Source organism: Streptomyces sp. NPDC043854 (assembly GCF_056436005.1).
On the sequence record NZ_JBWKDK010000002.1, the window covers coordinates 266,637 to 283,080 of the forward strand.

14 protein-coding genes are annotated in these 16,444 nt (G+C 72.3%); 5 read left to right on the top strand and 9 right to left on the bottom strand.

Annotated elements, in window-relative coordinates; translation table 11 throughout:
• Nucleotides 1-25: 25 nt before the first annotated feature.
• The 3 genes from AC068A_RS03240 to clpS form a co-directional block, all read right to left on the bottom strand.
• Nucleotides 26-1,477, bottom strand: coding sequence for an amino acid permease (locus AC068A_RS03240; protein ID WP_478579926.1), 1,452 nt, complete (start codon nt 1,475-1,477; stop codon nt 26-28).
• Nucleotides 1,478-1,775: 298 nt separating this feature from the next.
• A complete protein-coding gene (locus tag AC068A_RS03245; protein WP_478579929.1) occupies nt 1,776-2,387 on the bottom strand; it encodes a DUF2017 domain-containing protein in 612 nt (203 codons plus the stop codon).
• Entirely contained in the window at nt 2,387-2,701 is a 315-nt protein-coding gene (gene clpS / locus AC068A_RS03250; RefSeq protein WP_478579932.1) for an ATP-dependent Clp protease adapter ClpS, read from the bottom strand. The genes AC068A_RS03245 and clpS overlap by 1 nt, the downstream gene beginning before the upstream one ends.
• A gap of 189 nt (nt 2,702-2,890) precedes the next feature.
• On the opposite strand from clpS, the gene AC068A_RS03255 reads away from it, so the two are divergent.
• Together AC068A_RS03255 and AC068A_RS03260 are read left to right on the top strand one after the other, a co-directional pair.
• Nucleotides 2,891-4,192, top strand: coding sequence for a nicotinate phosphoribosyltransferase (locus tag AC068A_RS03255; RefSeq protein WP_478579934.1), 1,302 nt, complete (start codon nt 2,891-2,893; stop codon nt 4,190-4,192).
• Between the two features lie 172 nt (nt 4,193-4,364).
• Nucleotides 4,365-4,967 carry an isochorismatase family protein gene (locus AC068A_RS03260; protein ID WP_478579936.1) on the top strand — a complete coding sequence of 201 codons (603 nt, stop codon included), beginning with the start codon at nt 4,365-4,367 and terminating at the stop codon, nt 4,965-4,967.
• Between the two features lie 18 nt (nt 4,968-4,985).
• Here AC068A_RS03260 and AC068A_RS03265 read toward each other — a convergent pair whose 3' ends face one another.
• The gene (locus AC068A_RS03265) at nt 4,986-5,297 is read right to left on the bottom strand and encodes a hypothetical protein (RefSeq protein WP_478579938.1); all 312 of its coding nucleotides are present in this window, start codon (nt 5,295-5,297) and stop codon (nt 4,986-4,988) included.
• A gap of 133 nt (nt 5,298-5,430) precedes the next feature.
• Complete coding sequence (locus tag AC068A_RS03270; RefSeq protein ID WP_478579941.1) at nt 5,431-7,842, bottom strand: immune inhibitor A domain-containing protein; 2,412 nt, start codon at nt 7,840-7,842, stop codon at nt 5,431-5,433.
• Nucleotides 7,843-8,225: 383 nt separating this feature from the next.
• Between AC068A_RS03270 and AC068A_RS03275 the strand changes: the two genes are divergently transcribed.
• Entirely contained in the window at nt 8,226-8,573 is a 348-nt protein-coding gene (locus AC068A_RS03275; protein ID WP_478579943.1) for a hypothetical protein, read from the top strand.
• 1 nt (nt 8,574) lies between these two features.
• Here the strand turns inward: AC068A_RS03275 and AC068A_RS03280 are convergent, their stop codons facing one another.
• Complete coding sequence (locus AC068A_RS03280; RefSeq protein WP_478579945.1) at nt 8,575-9,252, bottom strand: RDD family protein; 678 nt, start codon at nt 9,250-9,252, stop codon at nt 8,575-8,577.
• Between the two features lie 91 nt (nt 9,253-9,343).
• A complete protein-coding gene (locus tag AC068A_RS03285; RefSeq protein ID WP_478579946.1) occupies nt 9,344-11,092 on the bottom strand; it encodes an RDD family protein in 1,749 nt (582 codons plus the stop codon).
• A gap of 259 nt (nt 11,093-11,351) precedes the next feature.
• On the opposite strand from AC068A_RS03285, the gene AC068A_RS03290 reads away from it, so the two are divergent.
• Nucleotides 11,352-11,834 carry an SsgA family sporulation/cell division regulator gene (locus AC068A_RS03290; RefSeq protein WP_478579949.1) on the top strand — a complete coding sequence of 161 codons (483 nt, stop codon included), beginning with the start codon at nt 11,352-11,354 and terminating at the stop codon, nt 11,832-11,834.
• A 68-nt stretch (nt 11,835-11,902) separates the two neighbouring features.
• On the opposite strand, the gene AC068A_RS03295 is transcribed toward AC068A_RS03290, so the two are convergent.
• A complete protein-coding gene (locus AC068A_RS03295; protein ID WP_478579951.1) occupies nt 11,903-13,333 on the bottom strand; it encodes an FAD-binding oxidoreductase in 1,431 nt (476 codons plus the stop codon).
• A 96-nt stretch (nt 13,334-13,429) separates the two neighbouring features.
• On the opposite strand from AC068A_RS03295, the gene AC068A_RS03300 reads away from it, so the two are divergent.
• Nucleotides 13,430-15,061 carry a tetratricopeptide repeat protein gene (locus AC068A_RS03300; RefSeq protein WP_478579954.1) on the top strand — a complete coding sequence of 544 codons (1,632 nt, stop codon included), beginning with the start codon at nt 13,430-13,432 and terminating at the stop codon, nt 15,059-15,061.
• A 133-nt stretch (nt 15,062-15,194) separates the two neighbouring features.
• On the opposite strand, the gene hppD is transcribed toward AC068A_RS03300, so the two are convergent.
• Nucleotides 15,195-16,340, bottom strand: coding sequence for a 4-hydroxyphenylpyruvate dioxygenase (gene hppD / locus AC068A_RS03305; RefSeq protein WP_478579957.1), 1,146 nt, complete (start codon nt 16,338-16,340; stop codon nt 15,195-15,197).
• Nucleotides 16,341-16,444: the final 104 nt, after the last annotated feature.

Here is a 16,444-nt window from a genome sequence, read left to right on the forward strand (position 1 = left end):
GTCGGTGCGCCGGTCGGGGTGCCGGTCAGGACGTGCTGCTGCCGGCCTTGTTGAAGGCGGCTGCGGCGGGGTTGCGGCGCTTGAGCGCGAGGTAGGAGACGCCGAGGACCAGCGCCCACAGCGGGGCGCAGTACAGCGAGACGCGCGCGTCGGCGTCGGCGCCCATCATCACGATGACCACGCCGATGAAGGCGAGGGAGAGGCCGCTGGTCCAGGGTGCGCCGGGCGTCTGGAACGGGGAGGCGGGGAGTTCGCCGCGCCGCACCTTGGCCCGGTAGCGGATCTGGCAGACGAGGATGACGATCCAGGCCCACATGCCGGAGATGGTGGCGAAGGAGACGATGTAGTCGAAGGCCTTGCCGGGGGCGACGTAGTTGATCCAGACGCCGACGAGCATCAGGGCGGCGGAGAAGGTGGTGCCGACCAGCGGGGTGCCGTTCTTCGTCAGCCTGGTGAAGAACTTCGGGCCCTGGCCGTTGAGCGCGAGGTCGCGCAGCATGCGGCCGGTGGAGTACATGCCGGAGTTGCAGGAGGACAGGGCGGCGGTCAGGACGACGAAGTTGACGATCGCGGCGCCGATGCCGAGGCCCATCTTCTCGAAGGCCAGCACGAAGGGGCTCTCGCCCGCCTTGAACTCGGACCACGGGATGACCGACATGATCATGATGAGGGCGCCGACGTAGAAGACGGCGATGCGCCACGGCACGGTGTTGATGGCCTTGGGCAGGGTCTTCTCGGGGTCCTTGGACTCGCCGGCGGTGACGCCGACCAGTTCGACGGCCAGGAAGGCGAAGACGACGATCTGGAGCGTCATCAGCGTCTCGCCGATGCCGTTGGGGAAGAAGCCGCGGTCGTTCCACAGGTTGGCGAAGGATGCGCCGGCGGCGGCGTCGGAGAAGCCGATGGTGAGGATGCCGGCGCAGATCAGGATCATGCCGACGATGGCGGTGACCTTGACCATGGAGAACCAGAACTCCAGCTCGCCGAAGAGCTTCACGGAGATCAGGTTCGCGGCGTAGAGGATGACGGTGAAGATCAGTGCGTACGCCCACTGCGGGAAGCTGTCGTGGGTCCAGTACGACATGTACTTGGCCGCCGCGGTGACCTCGGTGATGCCGGTGACCACCCAGAAGAGCCAGTAGGTCCAGCCGGTGGCGTATCCCCAGAACGGGCCCAGGAACTCGCGGGCGTAGTCCGAGAAGGAGCCCGAGACCGGGCGGTACATCAGCAGCTCGCCCAGGGCGCGCATGATGAAGAAGATGGCCAGGCCTGCGATGGCGTAGGCCAGGATGAGACTCGGTCCGGCCTTCGAGATGGCCTTGCCGGCGCCCAGGAAGAGGCCGGTTCCGATGGCCCCGCCGATCGCGATCATCTGGATCTGGCGGGCGCCGAGCGTGCGGTGGTACCCCTCCCCGTTGTCGGCCCCGGTTCCCTCGCCGGATGCCGTGTGGTGCTGCTCGACCTGCGCTGAGGTCATGTTTCTGTGCGCCTTTCTCCACGCCGACCCGCGCCTGACTGGCTGCGGATCGGGTCCTCGATCCCCCCGGATACGGATGGAGTTGCACGCCGGCGGTCAGCCGGTTCAAGCAGGCCGGCGGGGACATGGGTGGCGCCCCTCCGGCAGTCGTGAAGATTTATCACGATTCGGGGACGGCCGAAGGGCGTAAAAGTGGCGCTGTGCCCGATAAAAACAGGACAAGGGACAAGAAAAAGATCAGATCACCGCATGGCGGTGATCTGATCGTTATTCTGATTTGAGCGTTTGCTGAGGGTTCTCAGAGCGTTTCGATCAGGGTTTCCTGGAGGCCTCCGAGCCAGAGGTACGCCATCACCATCGGCTTGCGCGGATCCTCGTCCGGGAGCCGGTAGAGGGTGGCGCTCTCCTCGTCCTCGGTGATGTCCAGCCGGGCCGCGATCGTCAGCCGCAGGTCGTTGAGGGCGCCGAGCCAGCGCAGCGGCAGCTCTCCGGTGAGCTCCAGCACCGCCGCCCCGCCAGTGCCGGGGGTGAGCCCGTCCAGGCTGCGTACGACGGCCAGCGCGTCCTGGCGCTTGCGGGTGCGCAGGTCGTTCTCGGTGAACCGGCGGAACTCCGCCGAGTGGGCCGCCGCCTCGGCCGGGTCCGCACCCTCCTGCGCGGGGCCGGGCCCGGGCCCGTAGGCGTCGGGGAAGAGCCGGGCGAGTGCCGGGTCGGAGGGGCGCTCGGTGGGGCCCTCGGCGAAGAGGGCGGCCAGCGGGTCGGCCCCGGCGTCCGGCTCGGGCTCGCCGGGGCCGATGAGCTCCAGCAGCTGAACGGCCAGGGAGCGCAGGATGGAAATCTCGATCTCGTCCAGCGCGATGGCGGCCCCGCCGCCCTTGAGGGCTTCGAACATGCCGGTGGACCGTCCCATCACTTCCGGTCCTGGGAGAGGGTCGCCCACAGGCCGTAGCCGTGCATGGCCTGCACGTCGCGCTCCATTTCCTCGCGGGTGCCGCTGGACACGACCGCCCGCCCCTTGTGGTGGACGTCGAGCATCAATTTGTGCGCCTTGTCCTTCGAATAGCCGAAGTACGCCTGGAACACGTACGTCACGTAGCTCATGAGGTTGACCGGGTCGTTGTGCACCAGAGTCACCCAGGGGACGTCGGGTTCGGGGACCGCGGATGCCTCTTCGGCCGATTCGGTGCGTTCGATCTCAATGGGAGCAACACTCACTTGTCCCATGCTGCCACTGCGACAGGCCCGTTGCACAAACAGGACCCATTTCGTCACTCTGACGAGATGTGCGCTAGCATCCCTGGCATGAACCCTGCGGAGCGACCGGAAAAGCAAGGGCGCGAGGCGCCGCTTCCTCAGAAGGGCGGTGGGCCGGGGGCACCTCCCAGCGGTGGCCGGGGGAGGGTGGGCCTGCCGGTGGACGTCCCGTCGACAGCGCTCTTCACGGACCACTACGAGCTCACGATGCTGCAGGCCGCCCTGGCGAACGGCACCGCCGACCGCCGCTCGGTCTTCGAGGTGTTCACCCGCCGGCTGCCCGAGGGACGGCGCTACGGCGTGGTGTGCGGCACCGGCCGCGTCCTGGACGCGGTGGAGAACTTCCGCTTCGACAGCGCCGTCCTGGAGTTCCTGCGCGAGCGGGCCGTCGTCGACATGCGGACCCTGGACTGGCTCTCCTCGTACCGCTTCTCGGGTGACATCTGGGGCTACCCGGAGGGCGAGGTGTACTTCCCCGGCTCACCGATCCTCCGGGTCGAGGGCAGCTTCGCCGAGTGCGTGCTCCTGGAGACCGCCGTCCTGTCGATCCTCAACCACGACTCGGCGATCGCGGCCGCCGCCTCCCGGATGGCCTCGGCCGCCGGCGACCGGCCGCTGATCGAGATGGGGGCGCGCCGCACCCACGAGCTGGCCGCCGTGGCCGCCTCGCGGGCCGCGTACGTCGGCGGCTTCGCCTCCACCTCGGACCTGGCGGCCGGCTTCCGCTACGGCATCCCCACCGTCGGCACCAGCGCGCACGCCTTCACCCTGCTGCACGACAGCGAGCGGGACGCGTTCACCGCCCAGGTGGCCTCGCTGGGCCGCGGCACCACCCTGCTGGTGGACACGTACGACGTGGCGGAGGCGGTCCGCACGGCCGTGGAGATCGCCGGCCCGGAGCTCGGGGCGGTCCGGATCGACTCCGGGGACCTGCTGCTCGTCGCGCACCGGGTGCGCCAGCAGCTGGACGAGCTGGGCGCCACCGGGACGCGGATCGTGGTCACCTCCGACCTCGACGAGTACGCGATCGCCTCGCTGGCGGCCGCCCCGGTCGACGCGTACGGCGTGGGCACGCAGCTGGTCACGGGCAGCGGGCACCCGACCTGCTCCATGGTCTACAAGCTGGTCGCGCGGGCCGAGTCCGCCGACCCCAAGGCGCCGCTGGTGCCGGTCGCGAAGAAGGCCACGGGCGGCAAGACCTCCATCGGCGGCCGCAAGTGGGCCGCCCGCCGCCCGGACGCGGACGGCGTCGCGGAGGCCGAGGTGGTCGGGACCGGGCCGGTCCCGGCGGCCCTGGCCGACCGGCAGCTGCTGGTCCCGCTGGTCAAGGGCGGCGAGGTGGTCGCCCGAGAGCCGCTGGAGGCCGCCCGGGACCGGCACCGCGAGGCCCGCGCCGGGCTCCCGCTGTCCGCGACGCAGCTCTCGCGCGGCGACGCCGTGATCCCGACCGAGTACGTCTGACCGCCGGGCCCCGGCCCGGCGCCGCGCGGGCTGGAAAATCCGGCCCCGTCGGCGTTCGAGGCGCCGGGGCCGGGGCGGAGTCCCCGGTTTCGGGAAGGGGCGGGGCGGGGGAAGAGCCCGCGCAGAGGCCGCCGCACACCGCACCACAACCACCAGCCGAAGGGCATGCGACATGCACCGCGCACTGATCGTCGTCGACGTCCAGAACGACTTCTGCGAAGGCGGCAGCCTCGCGGTCGCCGGCGGGGCCGACGTCGCCGCCGCCATCACCGAGCTCATCGGGCAGTCCACGGCCGGATACCGCCACGTCGTGGCCACCCGCGACCACCACATCGACCCGGGCCCCCACTTCGCGCGGCCGCCGGCCGAACCCGACTACGAGACCTCCTGGCCGGCCCACTGCGTGGCCGGAACCGAGGGCGTCGGGTTCCACCCGAACTTCGCGCCCGCCGTCGCCTCCGGGGCCGTCGCCGCCGTGTTCGACAAGGGCGCGTACGAAGCCGCGTACAGCGGGTTCGAGGGCGCCGACGAGAACGGCACCCCGCTCGCCGACTGGCTGCACGAGCGGCAGGTCACCGAGGTGGACGTGGTGGGCATCGCCACCGACCACTGCGTGCGGGCCACCGCCCTGGACGCCGCCCGCGCAGGTCTGCGCACCCGCGTCCTGCTCGACCTCACCGCCGGCGTGGCCCCGCGCACCACGGAGCGGGCCCTGCAGGAGCTCCGGGCGGCCGGGGTCGACCTGGTCGGCACCCCCGTCGTACGGGCCGCCTGAGGGGGCGCGCAGGCGTGCTCAGGCGCCGCGCAGCAGGGCCCGTATCGGGTGCCAGAGCTCGCCCGCGTGGTCCGGGACGGCCCGCCACAGCAGTCCGTCCGGGTGGTGCAGGACGGCCGTGACCTCGTCCGGGGTCGGCGGCTCGGTGTTGCCGCGCAGGTACACCGCGCGCAGTCCGAGGTTTCGCAGCCTGGTCAGGGCGCGGGCCCGGTTCGCCGCGTGGACCAGGACCCGTACGGGCCCGGTGTCGCTGCTCCCCGCCGGTCTGGGCAGGGTCAGCGCGACGACGACGCTCCCGTTCGGGAGCCTGGTGAAACCTCCTGCAGGCATGCTGTACGTCTCCCCCGTCAGCTGGATGTCAATAACACTGGTCAACACAGGTCGCTTCCGCATCTAAACGCGATCGGCCGCCGCCCGCTAGGGGGCGACGGCCGATCATGCTGTGACCAGCGGTTTTACCGAATTACTTGGAGGACGGGCCGACCTCGACCGTCATCTGGAGACCGTCGTAGGCCTCCTTCAGGATCTTGATCTTGGTGTTGGTGTCAGTGACCTTCACCGAGCCGGTCGGGTTCTCGTCGTAGTAGTACTTGCCCTTGTGGTCGTCGAAGACCAGGTTCGCGGGCTTCGGCTTCAGGAAGAGCGACTCGCCCTTGTTGTGCAGCGTGAACGCGTCCGTCGAGTACGCGCTGAAGGTGGCGTCGTACGGCTGGATCTTGTTGCGCAGCAGGGTGCCGTCCGACCACTTCATCGGCTTGGCGTTGGCGTCGATCGGCAGGATCAGGCCCTGGCCCGGGTGCTGGCTGGTGTTGTTGTCCTTCTGGGACTTGTCCCACAGCCAGATCAGCAGGCCGTCCTGGTACGGGTAGTGCTCGACCCAGTTCGGGCGGGAGTTGGCCCAGCCGAAGTTGTACGGGCCCACCTTGAGGGTGGAGTCGTACGACACGTAGCGGCGGTTCTCCGCGATGTAGTACTGCTCGTACTCCTTGGTGAAGCCGGCGCCGATGCGGGAGAAGCCCTTGCCGGTCCAGCCGTTGTCGCCGTTCTCGGCGCCGTCGGTGAACAGCGCGGAGCCGTCGGCGGTCAGGGTGACCGCGTCGGCCGTGAAGCCCTTGCCGCCCGCGCCGCCGTCCGTCTGGTAGCGGAAGCGCAGGTCGAACTTCTTGCCGGCGTAGGCGTCCAGCGGGAAGTTCAGGTCCTGCCAGCCGCCGGAGACGTCGGTCAGGGCCGGGGCGCCCGCGGCGTCGACCGGGAGGGCCTTGCCGTTCGCGGTACCGGCGAGGGCGGTCCAGGTGGCGCCGCCGTCGGTGGACACCTCGGTGTAGAGGTAGTCGTAGTCCTTCTCGATGTCCCACCAGCCCTTGAGGGAGAGGGCGGCGGACTTCTTGCCGGTCAGGTCGACCGAGCGGGTCAGGGTGTTCTTGAGGTCGTCACCCATGCCGCTCCACCACTGCGAGGAACCCTCGGCGGGGGCGGTGATGTCGGTCTTGACCTTCTTCTTCGGCAGCTCGACGACCAGCGCCTGCTTGTCCTTGGTGTTGTACTCCGCCACACCGAGCTTGTGGGTGGACTTCGTCGCGGCCTTGGCCGTGTCGTAGTTCAGCCAGCCCAGCTGGAGCTTGTCCCAGGCGGTCATGTCGCCCGGGAGGTCGCCTATGGAGTCCTTGCCCTCGCCGAGCCAGGAGCCGGCGGACATCAGGGACCAGAAGCCGACGCCGTTCTCGCCGCCGCCGGAGGTGTCGTACAGGTCCGGCAGGCCGAGGTCGTGGCCGTACTCGTGGGCGAAGACGCCGAGGCCGCCGTTCTCCGGCTGCATGGTGTAGTCGCCGACCCAGATGCCCGAGTTGCCGATCTGGGTGCCGCCGGCCTTGTTGTTCTCCGGGCCGGTCTTGCCCGCGCTGGTGCCGTAGGCGTACCAGCGGTGGGCCCACAGCGCGTCCTTGCCCTGGACACCGCCGCCGGCCGACTCGTCCTCGCCCGCGTGGACGATCTGGAAGTGGTCGATGTAGCCGTCGGACTCGTTGAAGTTGCCGTCGCCGTCGAAGTCGTAGCGGTCCCACTGGTCGTACTGGGCCAGCTGCGCCTTGATCTGCTCGTCGGTCTTGCCGGCCTTCTTCTGGGCCTCGACCCAGGCGGCGACGCCGTCCTTGACGGTGTCCCACACGTTGGAGCAGTTGCTCTGGCCGCAGAAGTTCGAGCCGTAGCGGGCCTCGTTGTACGGGATCTTGACCCAGTCGGAGACCTCGCCCTCGACCGAGTAGCGGCCCGAGGAGGTCTTCTCGTAGTAGGTCTTCAGGGAGTGCTTGCCCTGGCCCGTACCGAAGTACAGCTCCTGGAAGTACTCGCGGCTGAAGTCCTTGCGCCAGGCGGTGCTGTTGTTGTTGGCGCGGTCCGGCTGCGCGATCGTGTTGTGCAGCGGGCCGGGGGTGCCGCCGTACTTCACGACCGGGGGCTTCGGGCCCTCCGGGCCGTCCGGGTCGAACATGGTCTGGTTGTCGACCTGGTCGCCGAACTCGACGAGGATCGTGAAGATCTTGTCGGTCTTCTCGCGGCCGAGCTCGACGTACTTCTTGTCGTCGAGCTTGACGACCTTGGAGGCGCCCCGCTGCTCCACGCCCTTCTTGCCCGCCAGCACCTGGTCAAGGGCAGCCTCGCGCGCCTGCGCCTGCTGCTTGCTGAACGGGCCCTCGAGGTCGTGCTTGACCTTCTCCTTGGCCGGAGCGGTCGGGTCCGGGCGGTCCGCGGCGGGCGCGGTCGACGGCGCCTCGGTGGCCTGGGCGGTGGCGAAGAAGGCGCCGGAGGCCGCGGTGGCGGCCAGGGTCACGCCGATGGCCGCCGTGCGCAGAGCGCGCCGGCGGTAGGAATTGCTGGTCACTTGATGTCGTTCCCCTCCCGCGGCCGCGACACAGGTCGGAACGTCTCCGTAGGAGTGGGGGGTTCCGCGCGGCGCGCGTCTCAAGTGACGACATTTGACCGGAGAGTCTAAAGAAAAGACAGACTTGACTTCTTCCTTTCAACTGCACTATGCGGTGGGGGAGTTCCGCTATCCGGACGTTACGCGGCCATACGGGACGAAGGACGCGTCCTGCCCACGATGCGGGACGGGGTGTGACCCCGTGCGCCCCCCGTGCACCGGGCACCGTGGGTCAGGTCACGCTTACGGCCCGTTCCGTCCGGGCATGCCCCGGTCGTAGAGTCGCTTGACGCGCGACCCAGTTGAGCAGACCCCCCACGCCCGCCTTGAGGACGGAAACCGCCATGCCGCGCCCGACTGCCGCCCAGTTCCTCTACGGGTCCGCCGCCGTCGTCGCCTCGACGATCGCCATGCTGCTGGTCTCGCAGACCCGCTCCGGAGCGGGTGTCGCGGTCATCGCCACGGCCGCCCTCGCCCTCGGCCTGCTCGTCGCACTCACCGCAGCCGCCCCGCGCGGCCGGCGCAGGCGCGCGGCCGGCGCCGGAACCGCCGCCGGCGGCCGTCCGGAGCGCGTGACTGTAACCGAAGTCACGCCCCTTGCGGCGCCCGAGGGCGCCGGCGAAGACACGGCGGCGGCCGCCCGGGTGCCGGAACCCCGGGCGGCCGCTGCCGAACAACCCGTCCACCACTGAACTAGGCGGTCACCACCACCGTCTTGGCGACCTTGTCGTGCAGGGCCTGCCGGTACGGCTTGTCCACGAACATCGACACGAGCAGCACCAGCGGCCACAGGCAGAAGCAGCAGATGAGGGTCGGCAGCCACAGCACGGCGGCACGGGACAGGGCCGCGCCGGACGGCGGGACGCTGCCGTCGTTGAGCATCGCCACGCGCAGCGCCAGCGCCCTCTTGCCGACGGTCCTGCCGTCCTTCCGGGTGAACCACCAGTCGTAGCCGACGTACGCCACGATCGACAGCAGGGTCATGGCCAGGCCGGTGCCGCTGTACGACTTGGTGAAGACCTCGCTGACATCCTCGCCCTCGTCGGTCTGGACCACGTACCGGTTCGGGCCGAAGGCGAGCTGGATGAGGAAGAGCGGGATGAACACGATGACGGCGTCGATGATCCGGGCCGCGACCCGCTTCCCGAAGTCGGCGAGCGGGGGCATGCCGGCGAGCGGGTCGGGCATGTCGTAGCCGCCGCCGGCGCCCGAGCCGAAGGGCTCGCCGCCGCCGTACGGGCCGCCGGGGGGTGTGCCGCCCGGGGGTGTGCCGCCGGGAGGCGTTCCGTTCGACGGGGGCGGCGGACCCTGGGGCTTCTTGAGGAACGGGTCCTCGGGCGGCTGCTCCGGCGGCGGCTGGTCGGTGCTCATGCCCCGAGTCGAACCCGGCCCCGCGGAACCCGCAACGCGGCGGGGTCCGTTCGGGGGAGGGGCCTCCCCCGGCACGTCTCCTGAGGGGTGGTCAGCGGGCCACGTACGTCCCGGCCGCCCTGTCGTGCGCACCCCGGCGGCGGGGCCGGTCCGCGAGGCACCACAGCCCGCCCACGGGCCCGAGGGACGCGCCGACCAGCCAGCGGGACAGGGCCGCGCCGAAGTCGGGCGGGCGGTACGTCGCGGCGGACAGGACGCGGACACCGAGGAGCTTCTTGCCCGGGGTCCGGCCCCAACGGGCGGTCGGCAGCACCTCGTAGAGCAGTCCGAAGACCACGAGGGCGCCCAGGACCACGCCCGCGTATCCGGCGATGGTCGCGTCGAACAGCCAGACGGTGGTGACCCTGCCGCTGGCGCGGGCCGCGTCCACCTTGGACTGGAGGTGGGCGGCGGCCGCCGGTACGAGGGGCCGGGCGACGGCCGCGGCGACGGCGCCGAACACCAGGGTGTCCAGGGCACGGGCCACGAACCGGCGCGCCAGCCCGGAGGGGCGTACGGCCCGCTCCGCCATCTTCTCGAAGACGGCCCGGCCGGTGCTCCGCGCAGGGGCCGCAGCCGCAGCCGGGGCCGGTGCGGCGGAGCCGGTGGAGGCCGCGGGGGCGGGGGCCCGCCGGGGCCCGGGAGCGCCCTGCGGGGCGGGGGCCCGGCGGGCGACGCGGGCCGCCGGCGCCGGAGCGGATGCCGGGGTCTCGGCGGCGGGGAAGCCCCGGACGGCCGGGGGCGCGGGGGAGTCGGTCGACGCGGGGGACCCGGGCGACGGGAGGGACACGGGCGACGCAGGGGCCTCGGGAGCCGCGGGGAACGCGGACGCCCCGCGGGCCGCGGCCGCCGCCGGAGACGGCCGGGCGCCGGGGTGCGGCTGCGGGCGCGGGGCGGCGGGGGCGGGGGCGGCGGGGGCGGCACCGGGGGTGGGGGCGGGCCGCTCCGTCGCCTCGGGCCACGAGGAGGTCATCCCGGAGTCGGTGCCGCTCCCGGGGACGGTGGGCCACGCCGTGGCCGGGGCCGCCTGCGCGGCCGGCGCAGCAGCGGCAGCGGCTGCGGCTGCGGCTGCGGCTGCGGCTGCGGCTGCCGGAGAGCGGGCCGACAGGATGCCCACGCCCTGGGCGGGGTGCCGCTCCGCGGCCGCCGCGGCTGCGGCCGGGGTACGGGCGAACGATACGCCGGGCCCCCGCTCCGTCCGCCCGCCCGGCCCGTCCGAGAGGCTGCCCAGGCCGCTGCCGGGGCATCTGACCACACCGCCGCCCGCGCCGCCGCCCGCGCCGTGCGCACCGCCCGTGGTTCCGCCGGCCGACGGCTCCGGGTGCGGGCCGCGCCCCGGTGCGGCGCCTGCGGGCCGTGCGGGCGTGTGCCCCGGGTCGGGCTCAGGCCCGGGCTCCGGGTCGGGCCGCCCGGCGGGTCCGCTGCCGCTGCCCCAGGACACCCGGCGGTCGTGCGGGCCGCCGAAGCCGGACTGGTGCAGCGGATCGGCCTGCCAGGCGGCGGCGCGTACGGACATCCGGTCCGGCGCGGGCTCCGGCGCCGAGGGCGGTGACGGCGACCGCGACGGTTCGGGGTCGGGTTCGGGGTCGGGGTCGGAGTCGGAGTCGGGGTCGGGCAGCGCCTCGGTCACGGAGGTCTCGTCCGGGAGCGCCGGGCCGGTCCGGTCGGCCGGGGTGGCGGGCCGGCTCGTGCCCGGGACCCAGGACAGGCCGTTCCAGTACCGGACGTAGCCGGGGATGGACGGATCGGGGTAGTAGCCCTCGCGGGCCGCGTGCTCGCCGTCACCAGGGGAGGCCGTCATGTCCCCAACTCCGATCGTGGGCTTGAGGCTTGTGCAAGGGGAGGACCATAGCCAAGAACCGCCCCCCGGGAGGTCCGGTAACGGGAGAATCCAAGCCTTCGGGCGAACATCCCTCCACAGGGTTGTTTTCGGCCATCGAAAGTTTCACGCCAAAGTGTGGTGCGGTGCGCGAAGTCGCGTCATACCCGGGCGCAGGGGTGCTCTCTGCGGGTGTGGGGCGACAACCCGGCCCCGCACACCGAACCGAAGCGAGGCCGCCATGCACCACCACCCCGTCGTCGAGCGCGAGCTGGAACTCCAGCTGATCCTGTCCGCCGAGCGGAGCGTCCCGGTGCCCGCACGTCTGGTCTACCTCGCGGACGACCCGTACGCCGTCCACATCACCTTCCACACCGGCTCCAGCGCCCCCATCAACTGGACCTTCGCCCGCGAGCTGCTGGTGGAGGGAGTGTTCCGCCCCTGCGGGCACGGGGACGTCCGGATCTGGCCGGCCAAGCTGGAGGACCGGTCGGTCCTGTATCTGGCGCTCACCTCCCCCGACGGCGACGCCCTGCTCCAGGCCCCGGCCGCCTCGGTGTCGGCGTGGCTGGAGCGCACGCTGCGGGTGGTCCCGCCGGGCACCGAGGCCGACCTGCTGGGCCTGGACGCCGCGCTGGCCGAGCTGCTCGCCCCGACCCCGGCCGACGACCTGTGGATGCGCGATCCGTGGCCGTCGGACGAGGCCGCGGACGGCGAGCTGTGACGCGGGGCGGCCGGGACCGCGTACCGCACCGCCGCGGGGCCGGGCGGCGGAGGCGAAGGCGAAGGCGGTCAGAAGAGCTTGCCGGGGTTGAGCAGACCCAGCGGGTCGAAGGCCTGTTTGACCGCGCGCTGCATCTCCAGCCCCACCGGTCCGAGCTCGCGGGCGAGCCACTCCTTCTTCAGGACGCCGACCCCGTGCTCCCCGGTGATGGTCCCGCCCAGGCTCAGGCCGAGGGCCATGATCTCGTCGAAGGAGGCGCGGGCCCGGCGCGTCTCGTCCTCGTCGGCGGGGTCGAAGCAGACCACGGGGTGGGTGTTGCCGTCGCCGGCGTGCGCGCAGACGCCGATGACGAGGTCGTGGGTGCGGGCGATGCGGGCGGTCCCGTCGAGCATCTCGGCCAGGCGCGAGCGCGGTACGCAGACGTCGTCGATCATCGTGGCCGGGCGCAGCGCGTCCAGGGCGGTCAGCGCCATCCGGCGGGCCTTGAGCAGCAGTTCGGACTCCGCCTCGTCCTCGGCGGGTACGACGGCCGTGGCGCCGGCGGCCGTGCACAGCCCGGCGACGGCCGCGAGGTCGTCGGGCGCGTGCGGGGTGTCGAACGCGGCGAGCAGCAGGGCCTCGGTGGTCTCGGGCAGGCCCTCCCCCAAGCTCTCGGCTTCGCTCGAGCAGGGGGGACCCCCATGCCCCAGCGCGTTGACGGCCCGTACGGTGGTACGGTCCATCAGCTCCAGCAGCGAGGGCGTCAGCCCGGCCTCCATGACGGCGCAGACGGCGGCGCAGGCGGCCGCGGCGGAGGGGAACTCGGCGGCCAGCGCGAGCTGTCGGGGCGGGGCCGGGCGCAGGGCGAGGACGGCCTGGACGACGACGCCGAGGCTGCCCTCGGAGCCGACGAAGAGGCGGGTGAGGTCGTATCCGGCGACGCCCTTGGCGGTGCGCCGGCCGGTGCGCAGGAGCCGGCCGTCGGCGAGGACCACGTCGAGGCCGAGGACGTACTCGGCGGTGACGCCGTACTTGACGCAGCACAGGCCGCCGGAGCCGGTGCCGATGTTGCCGCCGATGGTGCACTGCTCCCAGCTGGAGGGGTCGGGCGGGTAGTACAGGCCCTGTTCGGCGACGGCGCGCGAGAGCACGGCGTTGACGACGCCCGGTTCGACGACGGCGGTCCGGTCGACGGTGTTGACCTCCAGGATGCGGTCCATCCTGACGAGGGAGAGCAGGATGCAGCCGTCGGTGGCGTTGGCGGCGCCGGACAGGCCGGTGCGGGCGCCCTGCGGGACGACCGGGACCCGTAGCGCGGTGGCCGTGCGCAGGACGTGCCGGACCTGCTCCACGGTGCGGGGCAGGACCACGGCCGCCGGGGTGCCGGCGGGGCAGAAGTTCGCCATGTCGGTGGCGTAGGAGGCGGTGACCTGCGGGTCGGTGAGGAGGGCCGCGGCGGGGAGTCCTTCGAGGAGGCGCGTGCGCAGCCGTGCGGTGAGCTCGTCGTCCTTGAGTTCCATGGGCCCAGCGTGGCACCGGGGGCCATCGGTGTGAACACGGCCGCGGCGGGCTTCGGACACTGCGGTGCGCCATTCATATTGACGCACAGTGATCGCATGGACCGTTTCGACAAGGAAGCGCAGGAGGCTGCGCCGCCCGTGACGTTCACGGGCCGCAAGACGCTCGTGGCGGCCGCGGTCGCGGTGGTCCTGATCGTCGGGGCGCTGGTGATCCGGCCGGCCCGCGCGGGCGGCGACGCCCGGCCTCAGGGGCCGAAGGAGCGGGCCGCCTCGGCGGTCGGGATGGGGGCGCCGGCGGCGGCGGCGGACCTGTCGGCGCTGATCGCGGACCGGGAGAAGTGGGTCGCGGGGCATCCGCGGGACGACGCGTCGTGGGCGGTGCTGGGGTCGGCGTACCTGGAGCTTGCGCGGCGCAGACCGGACCCGGTCTGGTTTCCGAAGGCGGAGAAGGCGCTGAAGCGGTCGCTGGAGCTCCGCCCGGCGGAGAAGGGCAACCTCGACGCGATGACGGGCATGGGCACGCTGGCCAACGCCCGCGGGGACTACGGGACCGGGCGGAAGTGGGGCGAGCTCGTACGGGCGCAGGCGCCGCAGCGGTGGACGGCGTACCCGGTACTGGTGGACGCGTACTCGGGGCTGGGGGACTACAAGGCGGCCGAGAAGGCGATGGAGCGGCTGGTGGAGATCCGGCCGGGGCCGGCGGCGTTCCTGAGGGCCTCGCAGGTGTACCGGGACCGCGGCTGGCGCGAGGACGCCGCGGCGGCGCTGGAGCGTGCGGCGGGGGCGGCGAAGTCCCCGGCGGAGAAGGCGTACGTGCTGTACCGGCGCGGGGAGTTGCTGTGGGAGCGGGGCGAGCCGGCGGAGGCGCTGCGCCAGTACGAGGGGGCGCTGCGGACGGACCCGGCACAGGCGGAGGCGCTGGGGGGCCGGGCGCGGGCGCTGGCGGGGCTGGGGCGCGGCGGGGAGGCGGTACGGGACTACCGGCTGGCGCTGGGGCGGGCGCAGTCGCCGCAGCTGGCGCTGGAGCTGGGCGAGCTGCTGGAGTCGCTGGGGCGCTGGGACGAGGCGAAGGCCTCGTTCGACCTGGTGCGGGCGGCGGCCGTGAGCCGGCGGGGCGGGGTGAACGAGTCAGTGGTCCTCGGCTTGTTCGAGGCGGACCACGGGGATCCGGTGGCGGCGGTGCGGCGGCTGACGGCGGAGTGGGCGCGGCACAAGAACGTGCAGGTGGCCGACGCGCTGGGGTGGGCGCTGCACCGGCTGGGCGATGACGCGTCGGCGCTGGAGTACGCGAAGAAGGCGGCGGACCGGGGGCTGCGGAGCGCGGACTTCGCCTACCACCGGGGGATGATCGAGCTGAGCCGGGGCGACGAGGCGGCGGCGCGGCGGCACCTTCAGGAGGCGGTGCGGACGAACCCGCGGTTCTCGCCGGTACGGGGGCCGCTGGCCGCGGAGGCGCTGGCGGCGATCGGGCAGCCGCCGCCGGGCGGGCCCGAGAACGTGCAGCCGACCGCGCCCTGGGTGCCGCCGGAGCTGCCGAAGCCGTCGCTGTCACCGTCGCCGTCGCCGTCGCCGTCGGCGAAGCGGGAGACGGCCGAACCGAAGCCGGCCAAGCCGGCGGAGTCCGCGGAACCCGGCAAGCCGGCGGAGGCCGCGCCGGCGAACCCCTCGCCCGAGCCCGAGCCCGAGCCCCGGCCCGCCCGGCCGAAGCCCGGCCCGGCAGCGGGTTGACCCTGCTCCGGGAACGGCACGGGCCCCCTGCCCGAGGGCGGGGGGCCTGCCGTGGGTGGATCCGGGGCCCGGGCCCGGGCCGGGGCCTTGGCCGGGGCCGGGCCGGGGCGCCGCGGGTCCGTCCTCGCGACTGTCAGAGGTTGCCGCGCTTCTCCTGCTCGCGCTCGATCGCCTCGAACAGGGCCTTGAAGTTGCCCTTGCCGAAGCCCATCGAGCCGTGGCGCTCGATGATCTCGAAGAAGACGGTCGGGCGGTCCTGCACCGGCTTGGTGAAAATCTGGAGCAGGTAGCCGTCCTCGTCGCGGTCGGCGAGGATCTTCAGCTCGCGCAGGGTGTCGATCGGCACGCGGGTCTCGCCGACCCACTCGCCGAGGGTGTCGTAGTACGAGTCCGGGGTGTCGAGGAACTGCACGCCCGCCGCCCGCATCGAGCGGACGGTCGCAACGATGTCGTTCGAGGCGAGCGCGATGTGCTGGACGCCGGCGCCGCCGTAGAACTCCAGGTACTCGTCGATCTGCGACTTCTTCTTCGCGATCGCCGGCTCGTTGATCGGGAACTTCACCTTGAGGGTGCCGTCCGCGACGACCTTCGACATCAGCGCCGAGTACTCGGTCGCGATGTCGTCGCCCACGAACTCCTTCATGTTCGTGAAGCCCATGACCTTGTTGTAGAAGCCGACCCACTCGTCCATCCGGCCGAGCTCGACGTTGCCCACGCAGTGGTCGATGGCCTGGAAGGTCCGCTTGGCCGGCGGCTCGACCATCGGGTTCACGGCGACGAAGCCGGGCAGGTAGGGGCCGGTGTAGTTCTTGCGCTCGACCAGGGTGTGGCGGGTCTGGCCGTAGGTGGCGATGGCGGCGAGGACGACGGTGCCGTGCTCGTCGGACACCTCGTACGGCTCGTCGAGGCCGCGGGCGCCCTGCTCGACGGCGTACGCGTAGGCGGCGCGGACGTCCGGGACCTCGATGGCGAGGTCGACGACGCCGTCGCCGTGCTCGGCCACGTGCTCGGCGAGGAAGCGGCCGCGGTCCGTGCTCGCCTTGATGACCGAGGTCATGACGAAGCGGGCGGAGCCGTTGGTCAGGACGTAGCTCGCCGTCTCGCGAACGCCGTTCTCGGGGCCGGAGTAGGCCACCAGCTTCATGCCGAACGCGGTCGAGTAGTAGTGCGCGGCCTGCTTGGCGTTGCCGACGGCGAAGACGACCGCGTCCATGCCCTTCACCGGGAAGGGGTCGGCCTCACGCGCGGTGTGCGGGGTGGTTTCGAGGGTCTCAGTCATGAGCGCAGAGTCCCGCCGATCCACAAGCTGCGCAATAGTTTCCTCTTTTGCTGTACAAACTGCCCAGTGGAGCCGCAGCATGGTTGAAACATCTGTGCAGGATG